A 21,307-nucleotide genomic window follows, 5' to 3' on the forward strand; every position below is an offset into this window, starting at 1 on the left:
GGTTTCAGAACAGCATGTAGCGCTGAGCCATCGGCACCACGTCAACGGGGTTGGGCGCGATCAGGTCGCCGTTGACCTTGATGGCAAACGTCTCCGGATCGACGTCGATGGACGGCAGCGCCGTGTTGTTCGGCATGTCCGCCTTGGTGAGGTGTCTCGTCGGACGAACACCGGTAAGGGTGCGGGTGAGACCGAGACGATCGGCCAGACCGTCCTCGATGGCCATCGGAGAGACGAACGTCGTGGACAGGTGCGGGGCCGATCCCGGAGTCGCCGCGATGGCCGGGCGAACGAACACCGGCTGCGGGGTCGGGATAGCAGCATTCGGATCACCAAGCGGCGCAGCAACTATCGCCCCGCCCTTGATCACGGCAGAAGGACGGACTCCGAAGAACGCGGGATCCCACAGCACCAGGTCCGCCATCTTCCCGGCCTCGACCGAGCCGATCTCGTGATCGATACCGTGCGCCACCGCGGGGCAGATCGTGTACTTGGCGACGTAACGCCGCGCACGCTCGTTGTCGGCCGGCATGCTGGTGCCCAGCTTGCCGTACTGGGCCTTCATGACGTGAGCCACCTGCCATGTCCGCAGGGTCACCTCACCGATACGGCCCATCGCTTGGGCGTCGGACGAGGTGATCGAGATGGCTCCGATGTCGTGCAGAAAGTCTTCTGCTGCAATCGTTGTCGGCCGGATCCGGGACTCGGCAAAGGCAAGATCCTCCGGAACCCGGGGATTGAGCGCATGACACACGATGAGCATGTCGAGGTGCTCGGCAACCGTGTTGACGGTATGCGGCAACGTCGGATTGGTCGATGCTGGAAGAACGTTCGGCTCACCGGCGGTCACGATGATGTCCGGCGCGTGCCCGCCGCCGGCGCCTTCCGCATGGAATACGTGGATTCCGCGTCCGGCGATCGCGTCCAAAGTGTGCTGTACGTAACCGGTTTCGTTGAGACTGTCCGCGTGCAGCGCTACCTGGAGGCCGAACTCGTCGGCTGCTCGAAGAGCGGCGTCGATCGCGGCCGGAGTGGAACCCCAGTCCTCGTGAACCTTGAATCCGCCTGCGCCCGCGAGAGCTTCCTGGCGCATGGCCTCATGGCTGACGGTGCTGCCCTTGCCGAGAAGAAGGACGTTGAGCGGGATGTGGTCGAGGGCGCGGTGCATCATCGTCAGCGACCAGGCGCCGGGTGTGACGGTGGTTGCCTTGCTTCCCTCGGTGGGACCCGTTCCGCCGCCCGCCACCGTCGTCGTACCGGTCGCGAGCGCCTCCATCATCTCGATTTCACTGAGGAAGTGCACGTGAGTGTCGATCGCACCCGCGGTGAGGATCTTTCCCTCACCGGCGATCACGTCGGTGCTCGGCCCGATGAGCAACTTGGGGTGCACGCCATCCATGATGTCGGGGTTACCGGACTTGCCGATCGCAACGATGCGTCCGTCGCGAATTCCAACGTCTGCCCGGACGATTCCCCAGTGATCGAGAATCACCGTGTTGGTGATGACGACGTCGAGAGCACCCTGGTCGCGAGTGGTCAGGCCCTGGCCCATCGACTCTCGGATGCTCTTACCGCCGCCGAAGACCATCTCGTCGCCGGTCGCGGTGTAGTCGTGCTCGATCTCGATCCACAGATCGGTGTCGGCCAAACGGATCTGGTCACCTGCGGTCGGGCCGTACAGGGAGGCGTAGCCGCGTCGATCGATCCTGCTCATTCGGCTGTCCTCTCAACTGTCGTCGCGGCGTCGTCCGGTGAATCCGCCTCGACTGGAACATCACTCACACGCACGTTCACCGAGGACGCTCGCAAAGGTTCTTCGACCTCGACGCCGGGCGTGCCGAACGGCATGACGGTCTTGGGCTCGCGCGCATGTGTCGGTAGGTCTTCGTCCGGCACGATCTGCAGGCCCGGAACCCTTTTGAGTCCGCCGAGCGCGATCAGTGTCACCGTTCTGCTGACCCCGGGTTCGAACCGAACCGACGTTCCCGAGGGGATGTCGAGCCGGAAGCCGTCTGCCGCTTCGCGATCGAAGGTCAACGCCGGGTTGGCCGCGGGAAGGTGGAGATGTGAACCGATCTGAATGGGGCGATCGCCGTCGTTGACGACGACCATCGTGATCTTCTCCGCGTCCGTGCCGAACTCGAGCGGTTCGGTGGACACACGTACTTCGCCGGGAATCATCGAATGGGCTCCGTCACGGTGACCAGTTTGCGACCGTCCGGGAAAGTGGCCTCCACCTGGACGTTTGCAATCATCTCGGGTACCCCTTCCATCACGTCGTCGCGGGTGAGCACTTGCCGACCGGCGTTCATCAGTTCCGCAACCGTCATTCCGTCACGCGCGCGCTCGAGAATCCAGCACGAGATCAGTGCCATCGCTTCGGGGTAGTTCAGCAGTACCCCGCGCTCGCGGCGGTCACGGGCGACCATGCCCGCGACGCTCAGGAGCAGCTTTTCGGTATCTGAAGGGGTGAGGTGCACTGACAAGCCCTTCCGGTTGTGAAACGACATCGATCGACAGCGTGCTGTCGGGCCGAGATTAGCATTGTCCGAAGCGTCGTCAGTATCCACGAGATTCACGTCGTCGGCTACTTCAGCGCCCACTCGGCGCACTTGCGCTGCTCATCGAATTATTCGGGCGCCCAACGACGCTCAGCTCTGCGCACCGGAGTGGGAACTATCACCACAACCAAAAAGTTTCACCCCCGTCTCCTGTTGGAAACGGGGGTGAAACATGATCGTGCAGGGTTGATCCCGGGACCTATCCGAAGCGGCCGGAGATGTAGTCCTCGGTGGCCTTCTGCGTCGGGTTCGAGAAGATCTTCTCGGTGTCGTCGATCTCGACGAGCTGACCGGGCTTGCCGGTTGCCTCGAGGTTGAAGAATGCCGTCTGGTCACTCACACGCGCAGCCTGCTGCATGTTGTGCGTGACGATGACGATCGTGAAATCCTTCTTCAGCTCGGTGATCAGGTCTTCGATCGCGAGAGTCGAGATCGGGTCGAGCGCGGAGCACGGCTCGTCCATGAGCAGGACGTCGGGCGAGACCGCGATGGCACGCGCGATGCACAGACGCTGCTGCTGACCGCCTGAGAGGCCGCCACCGGGCTTGTCGAGGCGATCCTTGACCTCGTTCCACAGGTTGGCACCGCGCAGCGAACGCTCGGCCACCTCGTCGAGCTTCTTCTTGCTGCGCTCGCCCTGCAACTTCAAGCCCGCGACGACGTTGTCCTTGATGGACATGGTCGGGAAGGGGTTGGGTCGCTGGAACACCATGCCGATGGTCTTGCGAACACCGACCGGATCGACGTTCGAGCCGTAGATGTCCTCGCCGTCGAGCAGCACCGAACCCTCGACGCGCGCACCGGGAATCACTTCGTGCATGCGATTGAGTGAACGGAGAACGGTGGACTTGCCGCAACCGGACGGGCCGATGAAGGCGGTGACGCTCCGGGGCGGGACGGACAGGCCCACATCGGCGACGGCGTGGAACTTGCCGTAGTAGATGTTGACGTCCTTGAGATCCAGACGCTTGGCCATTACCGGCTCCCTACTGAGTTGTTGACGCTGTTGAGTACGAACATGTTCCGAGGCCGCATCACTTACTTCTGACCTGTGAGAAGTGACCGATCAGCTTCGCGACGATGTTGAGGATCGCGATCAGCAGGATCAGGGTCAGTGCTGCGCCCCAGATGCGGTTGGTGCCGGCGTCGGTGGGGTTGTTCATCTCGGCGACCATGACGGAAGGCAGTGTGCCCATTTCGCCGTTGAACAGGTCGAAGTTGATGAACGGTGCGTAGCCGACGAGGATCAGCAGCGGTGCGGTCTCACCGAGCACGCGGGCCAGGGCCAGCATGACGCCGGTGATGATGCCGGGAAGTGCCGTCGGCAGAACGATTTTCGAGATGGTCTTCCACTTCGGCACACCGAGCGCGTACGACGCCTCTCGCAGATCCATCGGGACGATGCGCAGCATTTCCTCGGTGGAGCGGATGACGACCGGGACCATCAGAAGGACCAGAGCCAGTGACACCGCAAACGCGGACTTGGGGAAGCCGAAGGTCGCGATCCACAGGGCGTAGATGAACAGCGCAGCCACGATCGACGGAACACCGCTGAGGATGTCGACCATGAACGTGGTCAGCTTGCCCAGCTTCGACTTCCGGTCGGCGTACTCCACCAGGTAGATCGCGACGAAGATACCGAGCGGGATGGAGAAGACCGCGCACACGATGCCTTGCAGCAGGGTGCCGATCAAGGCGTGATAGATACCGCCGCCGTCGGCCGACGCCGTCAATCCGCTCAGCGAGTTGGTGAACCAGGTAGGCGACGTCAGAGCGGGCAGGCCCTTGGCGATGACCGTGAAGAGCACCCAGACCAACGGGATGAGCGCGATGACGACTGCCAGGCTCACCAGGACGGTCGCGATGACGTCCTTGGCACGACGACGGGCTCCGACGCCTTGGAAAGTGGGGGCCTTGACCGGCCGGTCCAGAGTGGAGGTCATGGGTCAGTCCTTCTTTCCGGCGATCACTGCGCGGGCAGCCGCGTTGACGACGAAGGTCAGTACGAACAGCACCAGTCCGGCTGCGATGTACGCGCCTGCCTGGATGTCGTTGTTGAACTCCGCGTAGCCGAGGGCGATCTTGGAGGCGATGGTCGAGCCGCCGTCGAACAGCGACCAGCCGAAGGCCTGAGAGGTGGTGCGCAGGATCAGGTAGAGCGCCATCGTCTCACCGAGTGCGCGTCCGAGACCGAGCATCGAGCCGCTGATGTAGCCGGACTTACCGAACGGGATGACCGTGGTGCGCACAACTTCCCAGCGCGTGGCGCCGAGGGCGAGTGCGGCTTCGATCTGTGATCGCGGGGTCTGGATGAACACCTCGCGGGTCACTGCGGTGATGACCGGAAGGATCATCACGGCGAGGACGATGCCTGCGGTGAAGATGGTGCCGCCGCCGGTGATCGATCCGCTGCCGTCGGCGAAGAGCGGGAACCAGCCGAGAGTGTCGTTGAGCCACACCGCGACCGGGGTGATCGCCGGAGCGAAGACGAGAAGTCCCCACAGGCCGTAGACGATGGACGGCACAGCTGCCAGAAGGTCGATCGTGTACGACAGTGGCCGCGTGAGCCACTTGGGTGAGTACGAAGTCAGGAAGATCGCGATGCCCAGTGCGATCGGCATCGCGAGCACCAGTGCGAACAGCGAGACCAACACCGTGACCTGGAAAAGATCGAGGACACCGAACGCCATCGCGTTGATGTTCTGCGTGACCCATTCACGGCTGGTCAGGAAGTTGACCTGGTTCCGGCTCAAAGCAGGAACAGCACGCCAGATCAGGAACGCGCCGATCGCCGCGATGACAACCGTGATGAAGATTGCCGAACCGGAGGCGAGCGAGCTGAAGATGCGGTCACCCGGACGGGTCACCGTCTTGCTGTTGCCGCTACCCGGACCGTCACCCTTCGGAGGATGCTCGGTTTCTGGAGCCTTGGTGGAAGTAATCGTGTCCTCCGTGGTGCCGTTCGGACCGCCCACCCCGGCCCCGCTGGTTGCGGGGCCGGGAGAACGAGATGTCGAGGTGATGGGCGCGTCACTCATGCGCGCTCACTTCCTTCACGTCTGAATGTAGATCCATGAGCTTGTCCGCACGAGTCTCTAGGTCAGCTGATTGCCGTGATGGACGCGTTGAGGCGATCCTGGACGTTGGACGGCAGCGGGACGTAACCCTGCTCGGCCAGGTTGGCCTGACCCTCGTTGGCCGCGCTCGTCAGGAACGACTTCACTGCTGCGGAGGTGTCCGCGTCGTAGCCCTTGGAGCAGACGATCGAGTACGTGGCGAGAACCAGCGGGTAGGCGCCGGCTTCGTTGGTCTTGAAGATCGACGCGAGGTCGAGCGTCAGGTCGCCGGTTGCGTCGGACTTGAACTTCGCGCCTGCGATCGACTTCGCGGCCGTGTCGTTGGTCAGTGCGACTGCCTCGGAGCCGGTGTTGATTTCGGCAACCGAGAGCTTGTTCTGATCGGCGAACGACTTCTCGACGTAGGTGATCGAACCCGGTGCCGTGGCAACTGCCTGTGCAACGCCCGCCGAACCCTTGGCGCCCTCACCGACGCCACCGGTGAAGTCGGACCCTGCGCCCGACGTCCAAGCACCGTTCGATGCCGCGTCGAGGTACTTCTGGAAGTTGTCGGTGGTACCCGAGGAATCGGAGCGGATCACGGTGGTGATCTTCTCGTCGGGAAGCGATGCACCGGAGTTGAGCGCGGCGATTGCCGGATCGTTCCACTTGGTGATGCCGCCGTTGAAGATCTTCGCGAGAACCTCTGCGTTGAGAACGAGCTTGTCGACGCCGTCGAGGTTGTATGCAACTCCGATCGGGCCGAAGACGAGGGGAAGGTTCCAGGCTTCGCCGCCGACGCAACGCTCCTTGGCCTTGTCGGCCTGCTCGTCCTTGATGGCCGAGTCGGAGCCGGCGAAGTCGATCTGGCCGGCGATGAACTGTGTACGACCGTCGCCCGAACCGCTGGGGTTGTATGCGACGTTGACCGTCTTGCCCTTTTCCTGGCACACGGAGATGTAAGTGGCGACGAACTGGTCCATGGCGTTCTTCTGTGCCGAGGAACCAGCGGCAGAGAGGTTGCTCTTGCCTTCGCACGTTGCGTTCGATGCGGACGCGTCCACACCCGTCGACGACGAGTTGTTGTCGCTGCCACATGCGGCCAAGGTCATGGCGCCCACGGCCACTACACCGAGCAGGGCACCACTGCGCTTGAGATTCACCAAGATCCTCCGGAAATCGCTACCGCCACGCCCACGATCGGGCGGCGACATGAGACGCAGAATGATTGAAATCTGCATCAGGCAACACGGCGCTGCCCACAGAGAAAAGTAGGCGGGCGCGGTGTCCGGCTGGACCACACATGGTTAACGGAGAATGAACAGACTGGACATTTCTGCGTGTCCGACTGTGACGTCAGAGCGCGCGGGCGTAAGCCATGTCCACGTGGAACCGATCGAAGCCGAGTCGTTCGTACGTGTGGAGGGCGGCCGTGTTGTCGCCTTCGACGTACAGAAGGACGGTTCCGAGGCCGCGATCACGCAGGTAATGCATGCCCGCGAGAGTCAGCACTCGGCCGAGACCTCGTCCCTGCGCCGCGGGATCGATCCCCACGACGTACACCTCCCCCAGCTCCGGATCGTCACCTTCGGGTGCGTGCACCTTGGTCCAGTGAAAGCCGAGAAGAGTATCGGGATCGGTGTCCGCGAACGCCATGAACAGACCAGCAGGGTCGAACCAACCTTCGGCCGTTCTCTCGTCGATCTCCGCCTGGGTCCAGCCACCCTGCTCGGGATGCCAGGAGAAGGCCGCATTGTTGACGCGAAGGATCTCGGAATCGTCTTCGGGTCCACCATACGTCCGAATCGTCACACCTTCGGGCACAACGATTTCCGGAAGCTGCGGAGCATCGAGTGGTCGACGCAGCTGCAGGAGTTCACGAACGCTGACCAGATCGCGGCTCTTGGCGAATTCGACTGCGGCGTCGACGTTTCCGTGCGCCCAGACACGCGTGCCCGGCCGGCCCTCGTCGAATACCGCTGCGGCAAGCCTGGTTCCGATGCCGCGGCGCCGCGCCTGCGGGTCGACCACCAACTCCGCCATGTCGGGATGCTCGTCCGAACCGGCTTGCAGCTGCGCATAACCGACGACTGCATCGCCGTCGAGTTCGAGGAAGTGTCGCGCGCCGCCGCGCCCGGCAACGGCATGGCGCCCCTGTTCCGACACGGGCGCCTTGCCGTCGAACTCGGTTGCGCGATCGAGAAGCGCGGAAACCTGCTCGGCGAATCCAGCCGGCAGTGAATCTGTCCAACCCACGTCAGACCACCGATCCGTCGGCCGCGTCGTAGTCGACGTCCTCGTCGTCCTCGAACTGAACGGGAGCAGCTGCGCCACCCTTGGCCCTGGTCGGACGCACTGCCTTATATCCGACATTTCGGACTGTACCGATCAAGGACTCGTATTCGGTGCCGAGTTTCGCCCGCAGACGACGCACGTGGACGTCGACCGTCCTGGTGCCGCCGAAGAAGTCGTAGCCCCACACTTCCTGCAGCAGCTGCGCCCGGGTGAATACCCGTCCGGCGTGCTGCGCGAGGTACTTGAGCAGCTCGAATTCCTTGTAAGTCAAATCAAGGGGCCGTCCACGCAGTCGTGCCGTGTACGTCCCCTCGTCGATAACCAGTTCGCCCAGCGTGATCTTTCCCGACGCTTCCGGACTGGCCACACCGCCGCTGCGGGCGACCAACAACCGCAATCGGGCGTCCACCTCAGCCGGACCGGTACCGGGAAGCAGGATGTCGTCCAACCCCCAGTCGGCGTTGACGGCAACGAGTCCGCCTTCGGTGAGGACGGCGACCACAGGTACTGCGGATCCTGTGCTTCCGAGCAATCGACACAACCCGCGTGCGGCAGCCAGATCGGTGCGCGCATCCACCAATGCCACGTCCGCGGAACTTGCCTCGAGTAGCGAGGAAACCTCTGTGGGGGCAGGCCGAACCGAGTGCGCCAGCAACGCCAACGCCGGTAGTACAGCTTCCGGGTTGGGGTCGGAGGTGAGGAGGAGCAGTTCCACACGGCCTCCTATCTAGTAGCCCGCGCAACCCGTGAGGGCAACGCTCGAGTAGTTCGACGCTTTTGGTCGGTCCCTACATTAGCGTGCCTGGTACCGGGGCCGTCGCATCGAACCCCGACCGGAGTCCGTCACAATGGTGCGGTGCGCAAACTGATCATCGGCATCGTCTTTCTCCTCGGCCTCGGACTGGTGGCCGATTTCGGCGCGGCCGCGTACGCCGAGTACCGGGTTTCCCGCGAGCTCCGAACCGGCGCATCACTCGAGTCGGATCCGGAGGTCACCTTCAACGGGTTCCCCTTCCTCACCCAGGCACTCGGCGGGAAATACAAGGACGTCTACGTCAGAGCTACCGGCGTCCAGAGCGACGTGGTGGGCGAAGTGACCGTCGAGGCCGATCTGCGCGGGGTCACCGTTCCCTTCTCCGACATCGTGAACGGCAATGTCACCCAACTCCCCGTCGACAAACTCGACGGCCGGATGGGAATCAACGCCACCGACCTCGGAAAGCTGCTCAATATCCCTGACCTGCAGGTATCTTCGCCGCCGGCCAACAAGTCGGATGGCACCGGGGGCAGCGGCGGAACCGGAGCGAGCACCGCGGGCGCCGTCGTGCTGACGGGAACGGTTGCCGTCGGTCCGGTCGAGACTGCAGTGAGCGTGCAGGCCAACCTCGTTCTGGAAGGTGGGCAGGTCAAGATCGTCGCCAGCAATCTGTACTTCGGTCCGGAGGGCAAAGCCGATTTCTCGATCCCCGCAGCACTCGAACCCGTCGTCCTCGGCTTGTTCAGCTACACGATCGATCCGCAGGCACTTCCCTACGGAATTCAGCCGAGCCTGGTCTACGCGGAAGGCGGAAGAATCGTGATCGAGGGCAGCGCCGAAAACACGACGATCGATCTCGCAGAGCTGCAGAACCGATGACCGGGATCACAATTCTGCTGGTCGCGCTGGTGGCCGTCGTCGCGGTCGGGCTCTTTCTCAAGTCGCGCAACGGAAAGGTCCGAGTCACCACGCCGGCCGCGACCGGCGCGGCGGACAGTCGCCTCGAACTGCTCCGCGCCGCTGGAGTCTCTTCGCCGAACGGCGGACCCGTCGTACTGCATTTCTCTGCCGACTGGTGCGGACCGTGCGCCGCAGTACGCCGCGTCGTCGGTCAGGTCGTGATCTCGATGGCCGACGCTCCCCGTCCGCCGGTGGAGATCGAGCTCGACATCGACCAGGAACCGGCTCTGGCACGCGAGATGAGTGTCCTCTCGCTGCCCACCACCTTCATCCTCGACGGTGGCCTGGAGGAACAGTTCCGGGTGTCCGGAGTGCCATCCGCAGCCGATCTGAAAGCTGCACTCGTACCACTATCCGGACCCCACGAGCCAAAATCCGAGAATTCGGGGTAAACTCGCCGACGTGCAAACCCGCCACGAGCTGATGCTCACCCGACGCCGCGCAGTAGACCTGTGCCGCCTCGGGGGCTGTTGCTGTACCTGTTGCTGATCACCACATCCGTCAGATCTCTCTGACCTTCGAGCTTTCGCTCACGTGATCAATCCACCGAGTGGGACTTTGACGTCCCGTTTTCTCGGTCCAGGCACAGCATCATGCAATCCAGCGCAGGAGCACTCCCGATGTCCACAACCACACCCCAGCTCGAGCAGGTCGACGTCCGCGGACCTCGATTCGCCGCGTGGGTCACCACCGGCGTTCTCGTACTCACGCTCATCCTCTCGACCTTCTCACTGCCCGCCGCCACCGTCGTTCTCGCACTGCAGGCCATAGTCTTCGCGGTCGGAGCGGTACTCGGCCCCAAGCGCAGCCCGTACGGCCAGATCTTCGGCAAGCTCGTCGCCCCGCGACTCTCGCCGGTCAGCGAACGCGAACCCGTGGCACCGCTGCGCTTCGCGCAGTTCGTCGGCCTCGTCTTCGCATTGGCAGGCACGGTCGGTTTCCTGGCCGGGTCGACGATCGTCGGCACCGTTGCCACCGGCTTCGCCTTGTTCGCGGCCCTGCTCAACGCCGCGTTCGGCATCTGCCTCGGCTGCCAGATCTATCCACTCGTCGCAAGGCTGCGGAATACCGGCCGCGCTACCACCGCGTGAAAACGCTTGCCCCACAACCCTGCTGAACCCCTGCTAGATAACGACCGATGCAAGACCACATCGAAAGGAACACCATGGCTCGCTCCGACGTCCTAGTCTCCGCTGACTGGGCTGAGCAGAACCTCAACACCCCCAAGACCGTTTTTGTCGAGGTGGACGAGGACACCAGCGCATACGACGGCGGCCACATCGAGGGTGCAGTCAAGCTCGACTGGCGCAAGGACCTCCAGGACGGCGTCCGACGCGACTTCCTGAACCAGGAGCAGTTCTCGGATCTGCTCTCCGCCAAAGGCATTGCGAACGACGACACCGTCGTTCTCTACGGTGGCAACAACAACTGGTTCGCCGCTTACGCGTACTGGTACTTCAAGCTGTACGGCCACCAGGACATCAAGCTGATCGACGGCGGCCGCAAGAAGTGGGAACTCGACGGACGCCCGCTCTCCAAGGACGCAGTCAACCGCGAAGCCACGCAGTACAAGGCCGAGACCCCCGACTTCTCGATCCGCGCTTTCCGCGACGAGGTCATCGACGCCATCGGCAGCAAGAACCTCGTCGACGTTCGTAGCCCTGACGAGTTCTCGGGCAAGATCCTCGCTCCCGCCCACCTTCCGCAGGAGCAGGCGCAGCAGCGTGGCCACGTCCCCGGAGCCATCAACATCCCGTGGAGCACCACCGCCAACGAGGACGGCACCTTCAAGTCGGACGACGACCTCGCCAAGCTGTACGCGGAAAAGGGCTTCGACGACACCAAGGAAACGATCGCCTACTGCCGCATCGGCGAGCGTTCGAGCCACACCTGGTTCGTCCTGCAGGAGATCCTCGGCAAGAACAACGTCAAGAACTACGACGGCAGCTGGGTCGAATACGGCTCACTCGTCGGCGCACCGATCGAATTGGGAGCCTGATCATGTGTGGAGCACCTACCCAGGGCCAGACCCTGCCTGCCGGCGTCGACGTCGAGAAGGAAACGGTCATCACCGGCCGCGTTCTCGCAGCTGACGGCCAGCCCATCGGAGGCGCATTCGTGCGTCTGCTCGACGGCTCCGGAGAGTTCACAGCCGAGGTCGTGGCATCGGGAACCGGCGATTTCCGCTTCTTCGCCGCTCCGGGCGAGTGGACCGTGCGTGCACTGTCCAGCTCGGGCAACGGCACCTCCACCGTCGCTCCCGAGGGCTCGGGCGTGCACAACGTGGACGTGACCGTCAGCAAGTAATTCCTGCTTTGTCAGGCGGCCCCGCACCCCTCCGGTGCGGGGCCTTCTGCATTCCGGCTCCCGATTTTTCCGGTCGGTCGCCGCGGTCTAAGATGTACCCGTGGTCATTTTCTTCGAGGTACTCCTCGCACTCGCATCCGTCATGATCGCTTGGTTCTCCGTGTACGTCGTGTACCGCTTGGTCACCGACGAGTCGTGAGTCAGGCTCCGGATTCAGGGTCCGACGCGACCGCTGACGATTCCGCCGCTGCAGGTGCCGTAAGGCGCGGCAGCGGGGACGAAGCTGTCGCCATCGCCGTCGAGCGCTCCAAGTCGACGGCGTCGCTCAACATTCCGACCCTGCCGGACCTTCCGTTGCCGGAGGACACCGCAAACCTGCGCCTCGGCCCGGACATCAATCCCGAACTCCTCGCGCTTCTCCCCCTCGTCGGTGTCTGGCGCGGCGAAGGTGAAGGACACGACGAGAACGGCGACTACGCCTTCGGTCAGCAGATCGTCATCTCGCACGACGGCGGCCCCTACCTCAATTGGGAGTCCAGATCTTGGCGCCTCGACGCCGAGGGCAAGTACGTGAGCCCCGATCTGCGCGAGAGCGGTTACTGGCGCATGGGCGGCGACGGCATCCCGGGCAGCGTCAACCAGGAAGTGGTCGAACTCCTGCTCAGCCACAGCTCCGGTGTCGTCGAAATGTACTACGGGCGCGCACTCACCCAGGCGTCGTGGGAACTTGCCACCGACGTGGTGATCCGCAGCCAGTCGGGTGCACTGTACGGCGGCGCGAAGCGTCTGTACGGCATCGTCGAAGGCGGCGACCTCGCGTACGTCGAGGAGCGGATCATGTCTGACGGTGGCCTGGAACCGCGTCTCTCGGCCCGCCTGACGCGCTACATCGGCTAGCTCTGCTGTGCGCCTTTATTAACCCCCGGCGGTTAATAAAGGCGCACAGCAGATTTATCCACAGGCACCGACAAATTCCACAGGCGGGCTTCGGAGCGGCATCTTCGACCGATTCTTGTCGGTCCGCGATCTGACGGTATTCGCATGAGCTGCGACTACATCGATCCTGATCTCCGAAGACTCTTCGACTTCCAACACGGACTCGCGACCAATAAACAACTACGCCCTTTCGGCTATTCACCGCGGCGCATCCAACATCTGGTCGAATCGGGTCAATGGACTTCCGTCCTCCACGGCGTTCAATCCAGCACCAACGGCCCGCTCAACCGAGCAATGATTCTCGAGGCCGCCCTTCTGTTCGGCGGCGGAGAGACCTACCTGAGTCACCGGACGGCAGCTGAAGAGTGGGGACTCACGCACATCGAGTCCGAACTGCCGGTCCACATCACGGTCCGATACGGCAGATCCTCGCGCTGTCAGAGTCCGACGGTCAGACCCGAACGCTCCCCGGCGCGCCCCGTTCCGTTGGGGTGGTCCACTGCCCATCCCGGAGTGATCGTTCATCGTTCACGCGCTCAGGCCCACATCGGCGTTGCCACTCAGCCTGCTCGTACTTCGCTGGCCGACACCGCAATTGACCTGGCGGTTGCAGAGCCGTCGGCTCGCGACGCCGCTCGTTCTCTGGTTCGCTCGGCCACGGCGTGCAAAGTGTCACGGATGGAATTGCGCACCCGAATGGAATGCCGACGGCCGAGGCGATATGTCAAAGCGCTGTCCTCGACATTGGACCTGTTGGATCGCGGTGTCCAGTCGGTACTCGAGCATCGCTACGCAATCGAGGTCGAGCGAGCACACGGTTTGCCGGAAGCACGACGGCAATCGCCGGTCCTCGTCGATGGGAGAACTTTCTACGAGGACGTCGACTACCGCAATTGCGGTGTCGCACTGATCGTTCGACTCGACGGATTTGCCTTCCACTCTTCTCGGGCGACTGCGCTGCGGGATCGTCGGCGAGGAAACGCATCCGAACTGTCAGGCAACGCCACACTGGTCTTCGGTTGGGAGGAGGTGGAGGGGGCCTCGTGCCGAACTGCAGCCGAGGTCAGAGCGATCCTCGAGCGCGGTGGATGGTGGGGGCCTAATCCTTGTCCACGCTGTGCGCCTTAATTAACCGCCGGGGGTTGATAAAGGCGCACGGCACGAAGCGACCCCCGAGCCACACCCACGCTTTCGCGCGGATCCCGGTCGGACTGATCGGGGGCTCGGGGGTCGGGTGGCTGCCTGGGATTCGCCGGCCGCTCACGCGGTAAGTGAATTCCATCAGCGATTGCGGCTAGCTGGCAGCCACCTCACGCGTCCGTCTGTACTTCAATTTCAGACCACCTCCTTCCTTGTGTACAGGAGAAAGTACGCCCACTTCACGATGACGGCAACGTATTTTCCACAGAAACTCTTCCGACGCATATCACCTGGTCAGCTGTTGTGCCGTCCGGAAGTTGGTGGGTGACGACAACAACGGTTCGCGAAGAATCGACCAGCGTTGCGTCGCGACTGAGCAACTCGCGGAGCAACTGATCGCCCGCCTCCGCGTCCATGTGCTCGGTCGGCTCGTCGAGCAGCAGCACCTCCGCAGGCGAGACGATCGCGCGCGCCAACAGCAACCGACGACGCTCACCGCCCGAAACCGCTCGCATGCCGCCGACCAGGTAGGTGTCGAGCCCTCCCGGCAGTTCCGACAGCCAGTCGCCGAGACCAACTGCGGCAAGTGCCTTCTCCGCGTCCTCGGCGGTGAGGTCACCCCGCGCAACGCGCAGGTTCTCGAGTACCGACGTCTCGAAGAGGTGTGCGTCTTCGGCGAAGTACCCGACGTGCCTGCGCAGTTCGGCCGGATCGACTTCCGAAACATCCACTCCGCCAACGCGAACTGTTCCCGCGATAGGCGGCAGCAGTCCCGCCATCGTCATCAGCGCGGTGGTCTTTCCGGATCCGCTCTCGCCGACGACGGCAACACGAGCACCGCGAGGAAGATCCACCGACAGCGGTTCGGTCACCTTTCCCCCGGGCCAACCCGCCCGCAACGCGTGCACACTCAGGACCCCGTCCTCCGGCCACGCACGATTTCCTTCAACGTGTTCGGCGTCGGCTCGATCGAGTACCGCCATGATGCGTGCCGACGCCAGCCGCGCCTTGGTCAATGCCACCGCCGCGCTGGGCAGTATCGCGGTTCCCTCGAAAGCCGACAGCGGAAGCAGTACAAGGATTCCCATGGACATCGGTGACATGTCGGTGGTTCCGTACAGCGTAATTCCGATCAACAGGGCACCGAGGACGCTCACGCCGATTGCCAGGGGCGTCGCCGGGGCGGCAAAGGCACTCGGTACCGCCGCGCGATCGGTTGCATCGACCACCTCGTTCTCGGCGGACACAGCCTCGCTCACCGCCTGATCCAAGCGACCCGATACCCGGAGCTCGGCGGAATGGTCGAGGGCGGTCACCGCGGACTCACTGAATCGCGCTGCGGCAGCAGAACTGTCGGCCTCGGCGAGACGAGCAGCACGAGCCGAAAGCCAGGGTGCCGCGATCCCGGACACCGCCAGCGCAACAGCCAGGATGAGCGCGGCCGGAACCGAGATGAACAACAGGATTCCCACCGCAGCAAACGCGAGGACAATCGAGACCGCAATCGGGATCAGTGCTTTGACGACGACGTCGCCCAGTGCATCCACGTCGGCGCCCGTACGTGAGAGCAGGTCACCGCGTCGTAGTCCGGCTGCTGCCGCGGGATCTCCTGCGGCCAACTGCTGGTAGATCCTCGATCGCGCCGCGGTGGTTCCGCGCAACGCGACGTCGTGCGTCGTCAATCGTTCGAGATAGCGGAAGACACCACGTGAGATTCCCAATGCGCGTACGGCAACTACCGCAACACTGAGATCGAGAACGGGGGGCATCTCCCAAGCACGCGTGATCAACCATGCGGACAGCGCGGCCAAGGCGAGTGCGCTACCGAGTGTTGCCACACCCGCCGCTACCGCCGTCAGTACGCGTCGTGGCCGAAGTTCCAGTAGCCGCAGAGCACGCAGAAGCGGATCGTGAGCGTCACTTCTCATGAGCGCGCACCTCGACGATCCGGTCAGCTGCGGCAAGCACACTCGGACGGTGGCCGATCACGACAACGGTGTCGCCACGCTCCGCCCGTGCTCTCAGAGAAGCCAACACTGTCCCTTCCGAATCCGAGTCGAGGTGAGCGGTGGGTTCGTCCAGGACAAGAACTGCGCGGTCCGAGGCAAGCACGCGTGTCAGTGCCAGCCGTTGCCGCTGCCCCAAAGACAGACCTGTACCGCCGACGCCGATCACGGTCTCGACGCCCGCAGGCAGCTCGGCCAGTACCGCGTCGAATCCCGTCGCAGCAGCGGCGTGGGTCAGTGCTTGCGCATCGACGACCCCGGTGAGATCGAGATTTTCACGAACGGTGCCGGGTAGGAGGACCGGATGCTGGGGAAGCCAGGCCAACTGACTCCACCACGCGTGCTCGTCCAGGTCTCGGACATCGACGCCGGCGACCGTCACACGCCCACTGCTCGGTTCGATCAACCCGAGCAGCGCGTGCACTGCCGTCGACTTGCCGCAGCCGTTGGGACCGGTGAGCACGGTGATCGCCCCTGGCGATGCCACGGCGGAAAGTCGAGACGGTGCGACTCCCCCACGAGAGGCCACACCGAGTCCGTCGAAGACGATGTCGGCGCCTCGAGCGACCACCGTCGTGCTACCACCCTCCGGCGCGGCAGAATCCGCCTCGATAACCTCGAATGCCTTGTCGGCTGCCGCCATTCCGTCCTCGGCGGCGTGGAACTGGGTTCCCACCATCCGAAGTGGCAGGTACACCTCGGGGGCGAGGATCAACGCGACTATCCCCGGCTCGAGTGACATGTCGCCGTACACCAGTCGCAAGCCGATACTCACGGCCACCAACGCGACGCAGAGCGTTGCGAGCAGTTCCAGCACCATCGAGGACAGGAACGCGACGCGGAGAGCTGACATCGTCGTTCTCCGATGAGCGTCACCGAGTTCACGGACGCGCTCGGCAGGACCTTGCTGACGACCGAGCGCCCGCAGCGTCGGCAAACCGGCAAGGAGATCGAGCAGTTGCGAAGACAACGTGGTCATCGCTGCCAGCGTCTTCTCCGACTTACCCTTTGTCAGCAGGCCGATCAGAATCATGAAGATGGGGATCAGCGGCAGCGTCACGAAGATGATGACCGCAGACGTCATGTCCTGCACCGCAATGACTATCAGGGTGATGGGTGTCAGCGTCACCGACAAGACCAGGGCCGGAAGGTATCCCGTCAGGTACGGACCAAGGCCGTCGACACCTCGGGTGACCACGGTCGCGATCTCGTCACGCCGCGGATCCAGATCGCGAGGACTCATCGCCGTCGCCGACGTCAGCACGCCGTTCTTGATCTCGGCAACGACGCGAGTCGACGCCCGGTGCGCATACCTGGTCTGCAGCCAGGTCCCCAGAACTCGGACCGCCACAGCTGCGGCGAGAACAACCAATTCGGTTGTCCACGAGGAAACATCCACAGTTCGAGTGGTGATCACTCCGGCCAGCACCCGGCCGATCATGAGCGCCGCGACGATGACCATCACGACGTTCACCATCGACAGAGCAACAGTCAGGATCAGGTAGCCGCGCGCAGAAGCGGAATGTCGCCACAGCCGCGGGTCGATCGGCCCCCGGCGACGCTCCCGAGTGGTGGGAGCGTCGCCTACTTCGATTGTCACGTGAATTCGACCGTCAGTTCTTTCGTGTTTCGAATGTGTCGTGATTCAGGGTTCGTGACTACCACGTCTTCTCCTTGAATCGGAGACCGATCGACGCCGGAATCTGCTTGGAGGAGATGCGCTGTCGGAACACCCAGTACGTCCAGCCCTGGTAGATGATCACCACCGGTGTCATGAATGCCGCGGCCCACGTCATCACCTTGAGCGTGTACGGACTCGACGACGCGTTCTCGATGGTCAGGCTGTACGCCGGATCAAGCGTCGACGGCATGACGTTCGGGAACAGCGAGGCGAACAGCAGCACGACAGTGGCGATGACGGCCACACAGGTGAGAACGAAAGCCCAGCCTTCGCGCTCGGCCCGCGTCAGGAAGACGACGCCGATCAGTGCCGCAGCAGCGGCGGCTACCAGAATCCACGTCCATCCCTTGCCGTAGGCGAGTTGCGTCCAGAGGACGAATCCGCCGGCGACCGGAATAGCCGGAATTGCCAGTCGTGCGGCAATTTTCACGGCGTCTTCACGAACCTCGTCGGCACTCTTGAGTGCCAGGAACACTGCGCCGTGGAGAGCGAACACCAGCGCGGTGGTCAGACCGCCGAGCAGCGCGTACGGATTGAGCAGATCGAAGAATCCCGACTCGACCTGCTTGTCGGCGTTGATCGCCACGCCCCGAACGATGTTCGCGAAAGCCACGCCCCAGAGAACTGCCGGGACCCAGGAGCCGAAGATGATGCCCCAGTCGCAACGCTGACGCCATTTGTCGTCGTCGATCTTGCTTCGCCATTCGATGGCACAGATACGAACGATCAAGGCCACCAGGATGATCAGCAGCGGTAGATAGAACCCGGAGAACAACGTCGCGTACCACTCCGGGAATGCCGCGAACATCGCGCCACCGGCGGTGATCAGCCACACTTCGTTGCCGTCCCACACCGGGCCGATCGTGTTGAGCGCCACCCGTCGACGCGTATCGGCCGGGAGGTCACTGCCTCTGCCGACGATCGGCATGAGCATCCCGACACCGAAGTCGAACCCTTCGAGGACGAAGTACCCGATGAACAGTACTGCGACGAGCACGAACCATACTTCTTGAAGTCCCATGATCGCCTCCTAGTACGCGAACGACAGTTGTTTGGGCTTGTCCGGATCTTCCGGCTCGTCATGATCTGCATCGCCTGGTGGATGCATGTCGTGCTCCAACGGGCCTTCCTTCGCGTACCGCACGATCAGCTTGAACCAGACGACTCCCAGCGCTCCGTACAGCAGGGTGAAGGTGATCAGCGAAGCCCAGACGGTAGCCGACGCGTGGTCCGAAACACCTTGGTCGACAGTAAGTCTGATCATGTCGACGCCGGTCGGGTTGGGATGCACCACCCAGGGCTGACGGCCCATCTCGGTGAAAATCCAACCGGCGCTGTTCGCCATGAACGGAGTGGGGATCGCGACCAGGCTGAGTATTCCGAACCACTTCTGGTCCGGGACCCGCCCCTTACGAGTGACCCACAGTCCCGCGAGAGCCAGTGCTGCCGAACCGGCGGCGAGGCCGATCATGGCGCGGAAAGACCAGTACGTGACAAAGAGATTCGGTCGGTAGTTACCCGGTCCGAAGTCCTGCTCCGCCTGCTCCTGCAGTTGGTTCACGCCTTGCAGTTCGACGCCGGTGAACTTGCCCTCGGCCAACCATGGAAGAACGAACGGCACCTTCAGAACGTGCGTCACGCTGTCACAGTTGTTGTGAGTGCCGATAGTGAGGATCGAGAAGTCCGGATCCATCTCGGTGTCGCACAGCGATTCCGCCGACGCCATCTTCATGGGTTGCTGCTGGAACATGAGCTTGCCTTGGACGTCACCGGTATAGATGATGCCGATTCCGGCCACGATCATGACGAGCAACGCGAATCGTGTTGCCGGGCGGTACATCGTCCGTGCGTCGGCTTCGAGGCGCTCGGCTTCGGCGGCCTCAGCCTGCTTGGCGCGGCGCATGTTCCGCACCATCCACCAACCACTGATGCCGGCGACGAACGTCGCCGCTGTCAGGAAGGCGCCGGCAACCGCGTGCGGGAAGGCAGCGAGAGCGGTGTTGTTGGTCAGCAGCTCCCAGATACTGGTGAGCTCGGCACGACCCGTTTCAGGGTTGTACGTCGCACCGACCGGATGCTGCATGAACGAGTTGGCCGCGATGATGAAGAATGCCGACGCGTTGACGCCGATCGCCACGAGCCAAATGCACGCCAGGTGTACAAGTTTGGGCAGCCTGCCCCAACCGAAGATCCAGAGTCCGATGAAGACGGACTCCATGAAGAAGGCGACGAGGCCTTCCAATGCGAGCGGAGCTCCGAAGACGTCACCGACGAATCGCGAGTACTCGCTCCAGTTCATGCCGAACTGGAACTCCTGCACGATGCCGGTGGCTACACCGAGTGCGAAGTTGATGAGGAAAAGCTTGCCGAAGAACTTGGTGAGCCGATACCAGTGGTCCTTTTTGGTGACCACCCACATCGTCTGCATGATCGCGATCATCGGCGCAAGTCCGATGGTCAGCGGAACAAGGATGAAGTGGTAGACGGTAGTGATACCGAACTGCCACCTGGAGACGTCCAAAGTATCCATTGGCTACTCCGAGAGTAGGGCCCTGGGACAGGCTTCGGGGTTCGAGACGCGGGCAGTCGCTCGGCCCCTGCGGACACGGTACTGCTGTCCGGTTTGGACCGCAGGACTTTGCTACTACCAAATGTAGTAGAGACCTGTCGCGATTCCTATTCGCCTATCGCCCTGCTGAATCCGAATCAATTGCACGTTCAACCAATTCAGCGAATTCCCCGGAGACCTTCGGCTCTGGCAATGTGAGCCCGTCGAGTGTATGGACGCGTGCGGCCAGCGTGACGCTCGAAACCATCCACACTCCGTCGGCCGCAATCAAATCCGCAGGTCGGAGGGTTTCGTATCGGCAATCGAAGCGAGCACTGCCGGCAACGTCGAACAGGGCGCGCTGCGTAGTGCCCATCAAAATGCCCTGTGCGGGAGGCGGTGTGATCAAAGTCCTGTCCCGAACGATCACCACCGTCGAGCGTGGCCCCTCCAACACATTGCCCTCGGAACTGACGAAGATCACATCGTCAGCACCCAAATTCGCCGCATATCGAAGCGCTGCCATGTTGGTTGCGTACGACAACGTCTTCGCGCCCAGTAGCTGCCAGGGTGCCCGGGCAGAGAGATCGACAGAGAAACCTCGCTCGAGAGTCATCACCGACAACCCCGATTCGCGGACCTGTCTGACCCGATCGGCCACCGGACCGACCATCACGAAGGCTGTCGGCTTGTCACCGCTCTCACGGCCGCGGGTCAGAACAAGACGAAGAGCGCCTTCCTTCTCGGTCCCCCACTCCTCGGCAGCCATCTCGATCGCCAGACGCCAATCATCGAGAACGGGAGCGGGCAGACCGAGTGCCCGCGCGCTCAGAACCAGTCGACTCAGGTGTCCCTCGACCACCCGGGCGCGGCCGTCGCGTACCAACAGCGTCTCGAAGACTCCGTCGCCGCGCACCACCGCCAGGTCGTCGGCGTGCAGAAACGGTGCGTCAGCATCGAGCACCTCATGGTCGAGAGTCACCAATACGCGATCAGGCATGCCATCAACCCTAACGATCCGCCAAGCCGCCGGGGCCGCCCTGTAACCGCGATCCCGCCC

Annotated in this window: 22 protein-coding genes; 8 read left to right on the forward strand and 14 right to left on the reverse strand. The window is 63.1% G+C overall.

Translation table 11 applies throughout. The features are described 5' to 3' along the window. Positions 1-4: 4 nt before the first annotated feature. The 9 genes from ACVZUB_RS23865 to ACVZUB_RS23905 form a co-directional block, all read right to left on the reverse strand. Positions 5-1,714: an urease subunit alpha gene (locus tag ACVZUB_RS23865; protein WP_030535249.1), complete on the reverse strand. Its 1,710-nt coding sequence runs from the start codon at positions 1,712-1,714 to the stop codon at positions 5-7. After that, positions 1,711-2,181: an urease subunit beta gene (gene ureB, locus ACVZUB_RS23870; RefSeq protein ID WP_007733849.1), complete on the reverse strand. Its 471-nt coding sequence runs from the start codon at positions 2,179-2,181 to the stop codon at positions 1,711-1,713. Before ureB ends, ACVZUB_RS23865 begins: the two co-directional genes overlap by 4 nt. Continuing rightward, positions 2,178-2,480: an urease subunit gamma gene (ureA, locus tag ACVZUB_RS23875; RefSeq protein ID WP_003939800.1), complete on the reverse strand. Its 303-nt coding sequence runs from the start codon at positions 2,478-2,480 to the stop codon at positions 2,178-2,180. The genes ureB and ureA overlap by 4 nt, the downstream gene beginning before the upstream one ends. Before the next feature lie 280 nt (positions 2,481-2,760). Further along, positions 2,761-3,537, reverse strand: coding sequence for a phosphate ABC transporter ATP-binding protein PstB (gene pstB / locus ACVZUB_RS23880; protein WP_003939968.1), 777 nt, complete (start codon positions 3,535-3,537; stop codon positions 2,761-2,763). 58 nt (positions 3,538-3,595) lie between these two features. Next, the gene (gene pstA, locus ACVZUB_RS23885; protein ID WP_081558356.1) at positions 3,596-4,504 is read right to left on the reverse strand and encodes a phosphate ABC transporter permease PstA; all 909 of its coding nucleotides are present in this window, start codon (positions 4,502-4,504) and stop codon (positions 3,596-3,598) included. A gap of 3 nt (positions 4,505-4,507) precedes the next feature. Beyond that, positions 4,508-5,599 carry a phosphate ABC transporter permease subunit PstC gene (pstC, locus tag ACVZUB_RS23890; RefSeq protein ID WP_007733846.1) on the reverse strand — a complete coding sequence of 364 codons (1,092 nt, stop codon included), beginning with the start codon at positions 5,597-5,599 and terminating at the stop codon, positions 4,508-4,510. A 62-nt stretch (positions 5,600-5,661) separates the two neighbouring features. After that, positions 5,662-6,780, reverse strand: coding sequence for a phosphate ABC transporter substrate-binding protein PstS (gene pstS, locus ACVZUB_RS23895; protein WP_482628550.1), 1,119 nt, complete (start codon positions 6,778-6,780; stop codon positions 5,662-5,664). Positions 6,781-6,973: 193 nt separating this feature from the next. Further along, positions 6,974-7,873 (reverse strand): mycothiol synthase, encoded by a 900-nt coding sequence (gene mshD / locus ACVZUB_RS23900; protein ID WP_073512762.1) that lies wholly within the window; start codon positions 7,871-7,873, stop codon positions 6,974-6,976. Position 7,874: 1 nt separating this feature from the next. Then, positions 7,875-8,627: a winged helix-turn-helix transcriptional regulator gene (locus ACVZUB_RS23905; RefSeq protein ID WP_003939728.1), complete on the reverse strand. Its 753-nt coding sequence runs from the start codon at positions 8,625-8,627 to the stop codon at positions 7,875-7,877. A gap of 141 nt (positions 8,628-8,768) precedes the next feature. Here ACVZUB_RS23905 and ACVZUB_RS23910 point away from each other — a divergent pair, with 141 nt between their 5' ends. From ACVZUB_RS23910 to ACVZUB_RS23945, 8 genes are all read left to right on the forward strand, one after another. Then, complete coding sequence (locus tag ACVZUB_RS23910; protein ID WP_003939847.1) at positions 8,769-9,548, forward strand: LmeA family phospholipid-binding protein; 780 nt, start codon at positions 8,769-8,771, stop codon at positions 9,546-9,548. Next, on the forward strand, positions 9,545-10,021 hold the full coding sequence (locus tag ACVZUB_RS23915) for a thioredoxin family protein (RefSeq protein ID WP_073512761.1): 477 nt from the start codon (positions 9,545-9,547) through the stop codon (positions 10,019-10,021). The genes ACVZUB_RS23910 and ACVZUB_RS23915 overlap by 4 nt, the downstream gene beginning before the upstream one ends. 10 nt (positions 10,022-10,031) lie before the next feature. Beyond that, on the forward strand, positions 10,032-10,118 hold the full coding sequence (locus tag ACVZUB_RS23920) for a putative leader peptide (protein WP_350318872.1): 87 nt from the start codon (positions 10,032-10,034) through the stop codon (positions 10,116-10,118). A gap of 131 nt (positions 10,119-10,249) precedes the next feature. Further along, positions 10,250-10,720 carry a DUF4395 domain-containing protein gene (locus tag ACVZUB_RS23925; protein WP_073512792.1) on the forward strand — a complete coding sequence of 157 codons (471 nt, stop codon included), beginning with the start codon at positions 10,250-10,252 and terminating at the stop codon, positions 10,718-10,720. A 74-nt stretch (positions 10,721-10,794) separates the two neighbouring features. Beyond that, positions 10,795-11,628 (forward strand): sulfurtransferase, encoded by an 834-nt coding sequence (locus tag ACVZUB_RS23930; RefSeq protein ID WP_003939859.1) that lies wholly within the window; start codon positions 10,795-10,797, stop codon positions 11,626-11,628. Between the two features lie 2 nt (positions 11,629-11,630). Next, the gene (locus ACVZUB_RS23935) at positions 11,631-11,936 is read left to right on the forward strand and encodes a DUF1416 domain-containing protein (RefSeq protein ID WP_003939797.1); all 306 of its coding nucleotides are present in this window, start codon (positions 11,631-11,633) and stop codon (positions 11,934-11,936) included. A gap of 291 nt (positions 11,937-12,227) precedes the next feature. Next, complete coding sequence (locus ACVZUB_RS23940) at positions 12,228-12,833, forward strand: heme-binding beta-barrel domain-containing protein (protein WP_172827035.1); 606 nt, start codon at positions 12,228-12,230, stop codon at positions 12,831-12,833. A 144-nt stretch (positions 12,834-12,977) separates the two neighbouring features. After that, a complete protein-coding gene (locus ACVZUB_RS23945; protein ID WP_482627824.1) occupies positions 12,978-14,000 on the forward strand; it encodes a hypothetical protein in 1,023 nt (340 codons plus the stop codon). A gap of 251 nt (positions 14,001-14,251) precedes the next feature. Here the strand turns inward: ACVZUB_RS23945 and cydC are convergent, their stop codons facing one another. From cydC to ACVZUB_RS23970, 5 genes are all read right to left on the reverse strand, one after another. Continuing rightward, on the reverse strand, positions 14,252-15,940 hold the full coding sequence (gene cydC, locus ACVZUB_RS23950) for a thiol reductant ABC exporter subunit CydC (RefSeq protein ID WP_482627825.1): 1,689 nt from the start codon (positions 15,938-15,940) through the stop codon (positions 14,252-14,254). Then, the gene (cydD, locus tag ACVZUB_RS23955; protein ID WP_118606518.1) at positions 15,930-17,618 is read right to left on the reverse strand and encodes a thiol reductant ABC exporter subunit CydD; all 1,689 of its coding nucleotides are present in this window, start codon (positions 17,616-17,618) and stop codon (positions 15,930-15,932) included. The genes cydC and cydD overlap by 11 nt, the downstream gene beginning before the upstream one ends. Before the next feature lie 58 nt (positions 17,619-17,676). After that, positions 17,677-18,720, reverse strand: coding sequence for a cytochrome d ubiquinol oxidase subunit II (cydB, locus tag ACVZUB_RS23960; RefSeq protein ID WP_003939727.1), 1,044 nt, complete (start codon positions 18,718-18,720; stop codon positions 17,677-17,679). Between the two features lie 9 nt (positions 18,721-18,729). Further along, positions 18,730-20,229, reverse strand: a complete 1,500-nt coding sequence (locus ACVZUB_RS23965; RefSeq protein WP_065351344.1) for a cytochrome ubiquinol oxidase subunit I — start codon at positions 20,227-20,229, stop codon at positions 18,730-18,732. Between the two features lie 154 nt (positions 20,230-20,383). Continuing rightward, the gene (locus ACVZUB_RS23970; RefSeq protein ID WP_007733829.1) at positions 20,384-21,247 is read right to left on the reverse strand and encodes an aminodeoxychorismate lyase; all 864 of its coding nucleotides are present in this window, start codon (positions 21,245-21,247) and stop codon (positions 20,384-20,386) included. Positions 21,248-21,307: the final 60 nt, after the last annotated feature.

It is taken from the genome of Rhodococcus sp. OS5 (assembly GCF_056837585.1).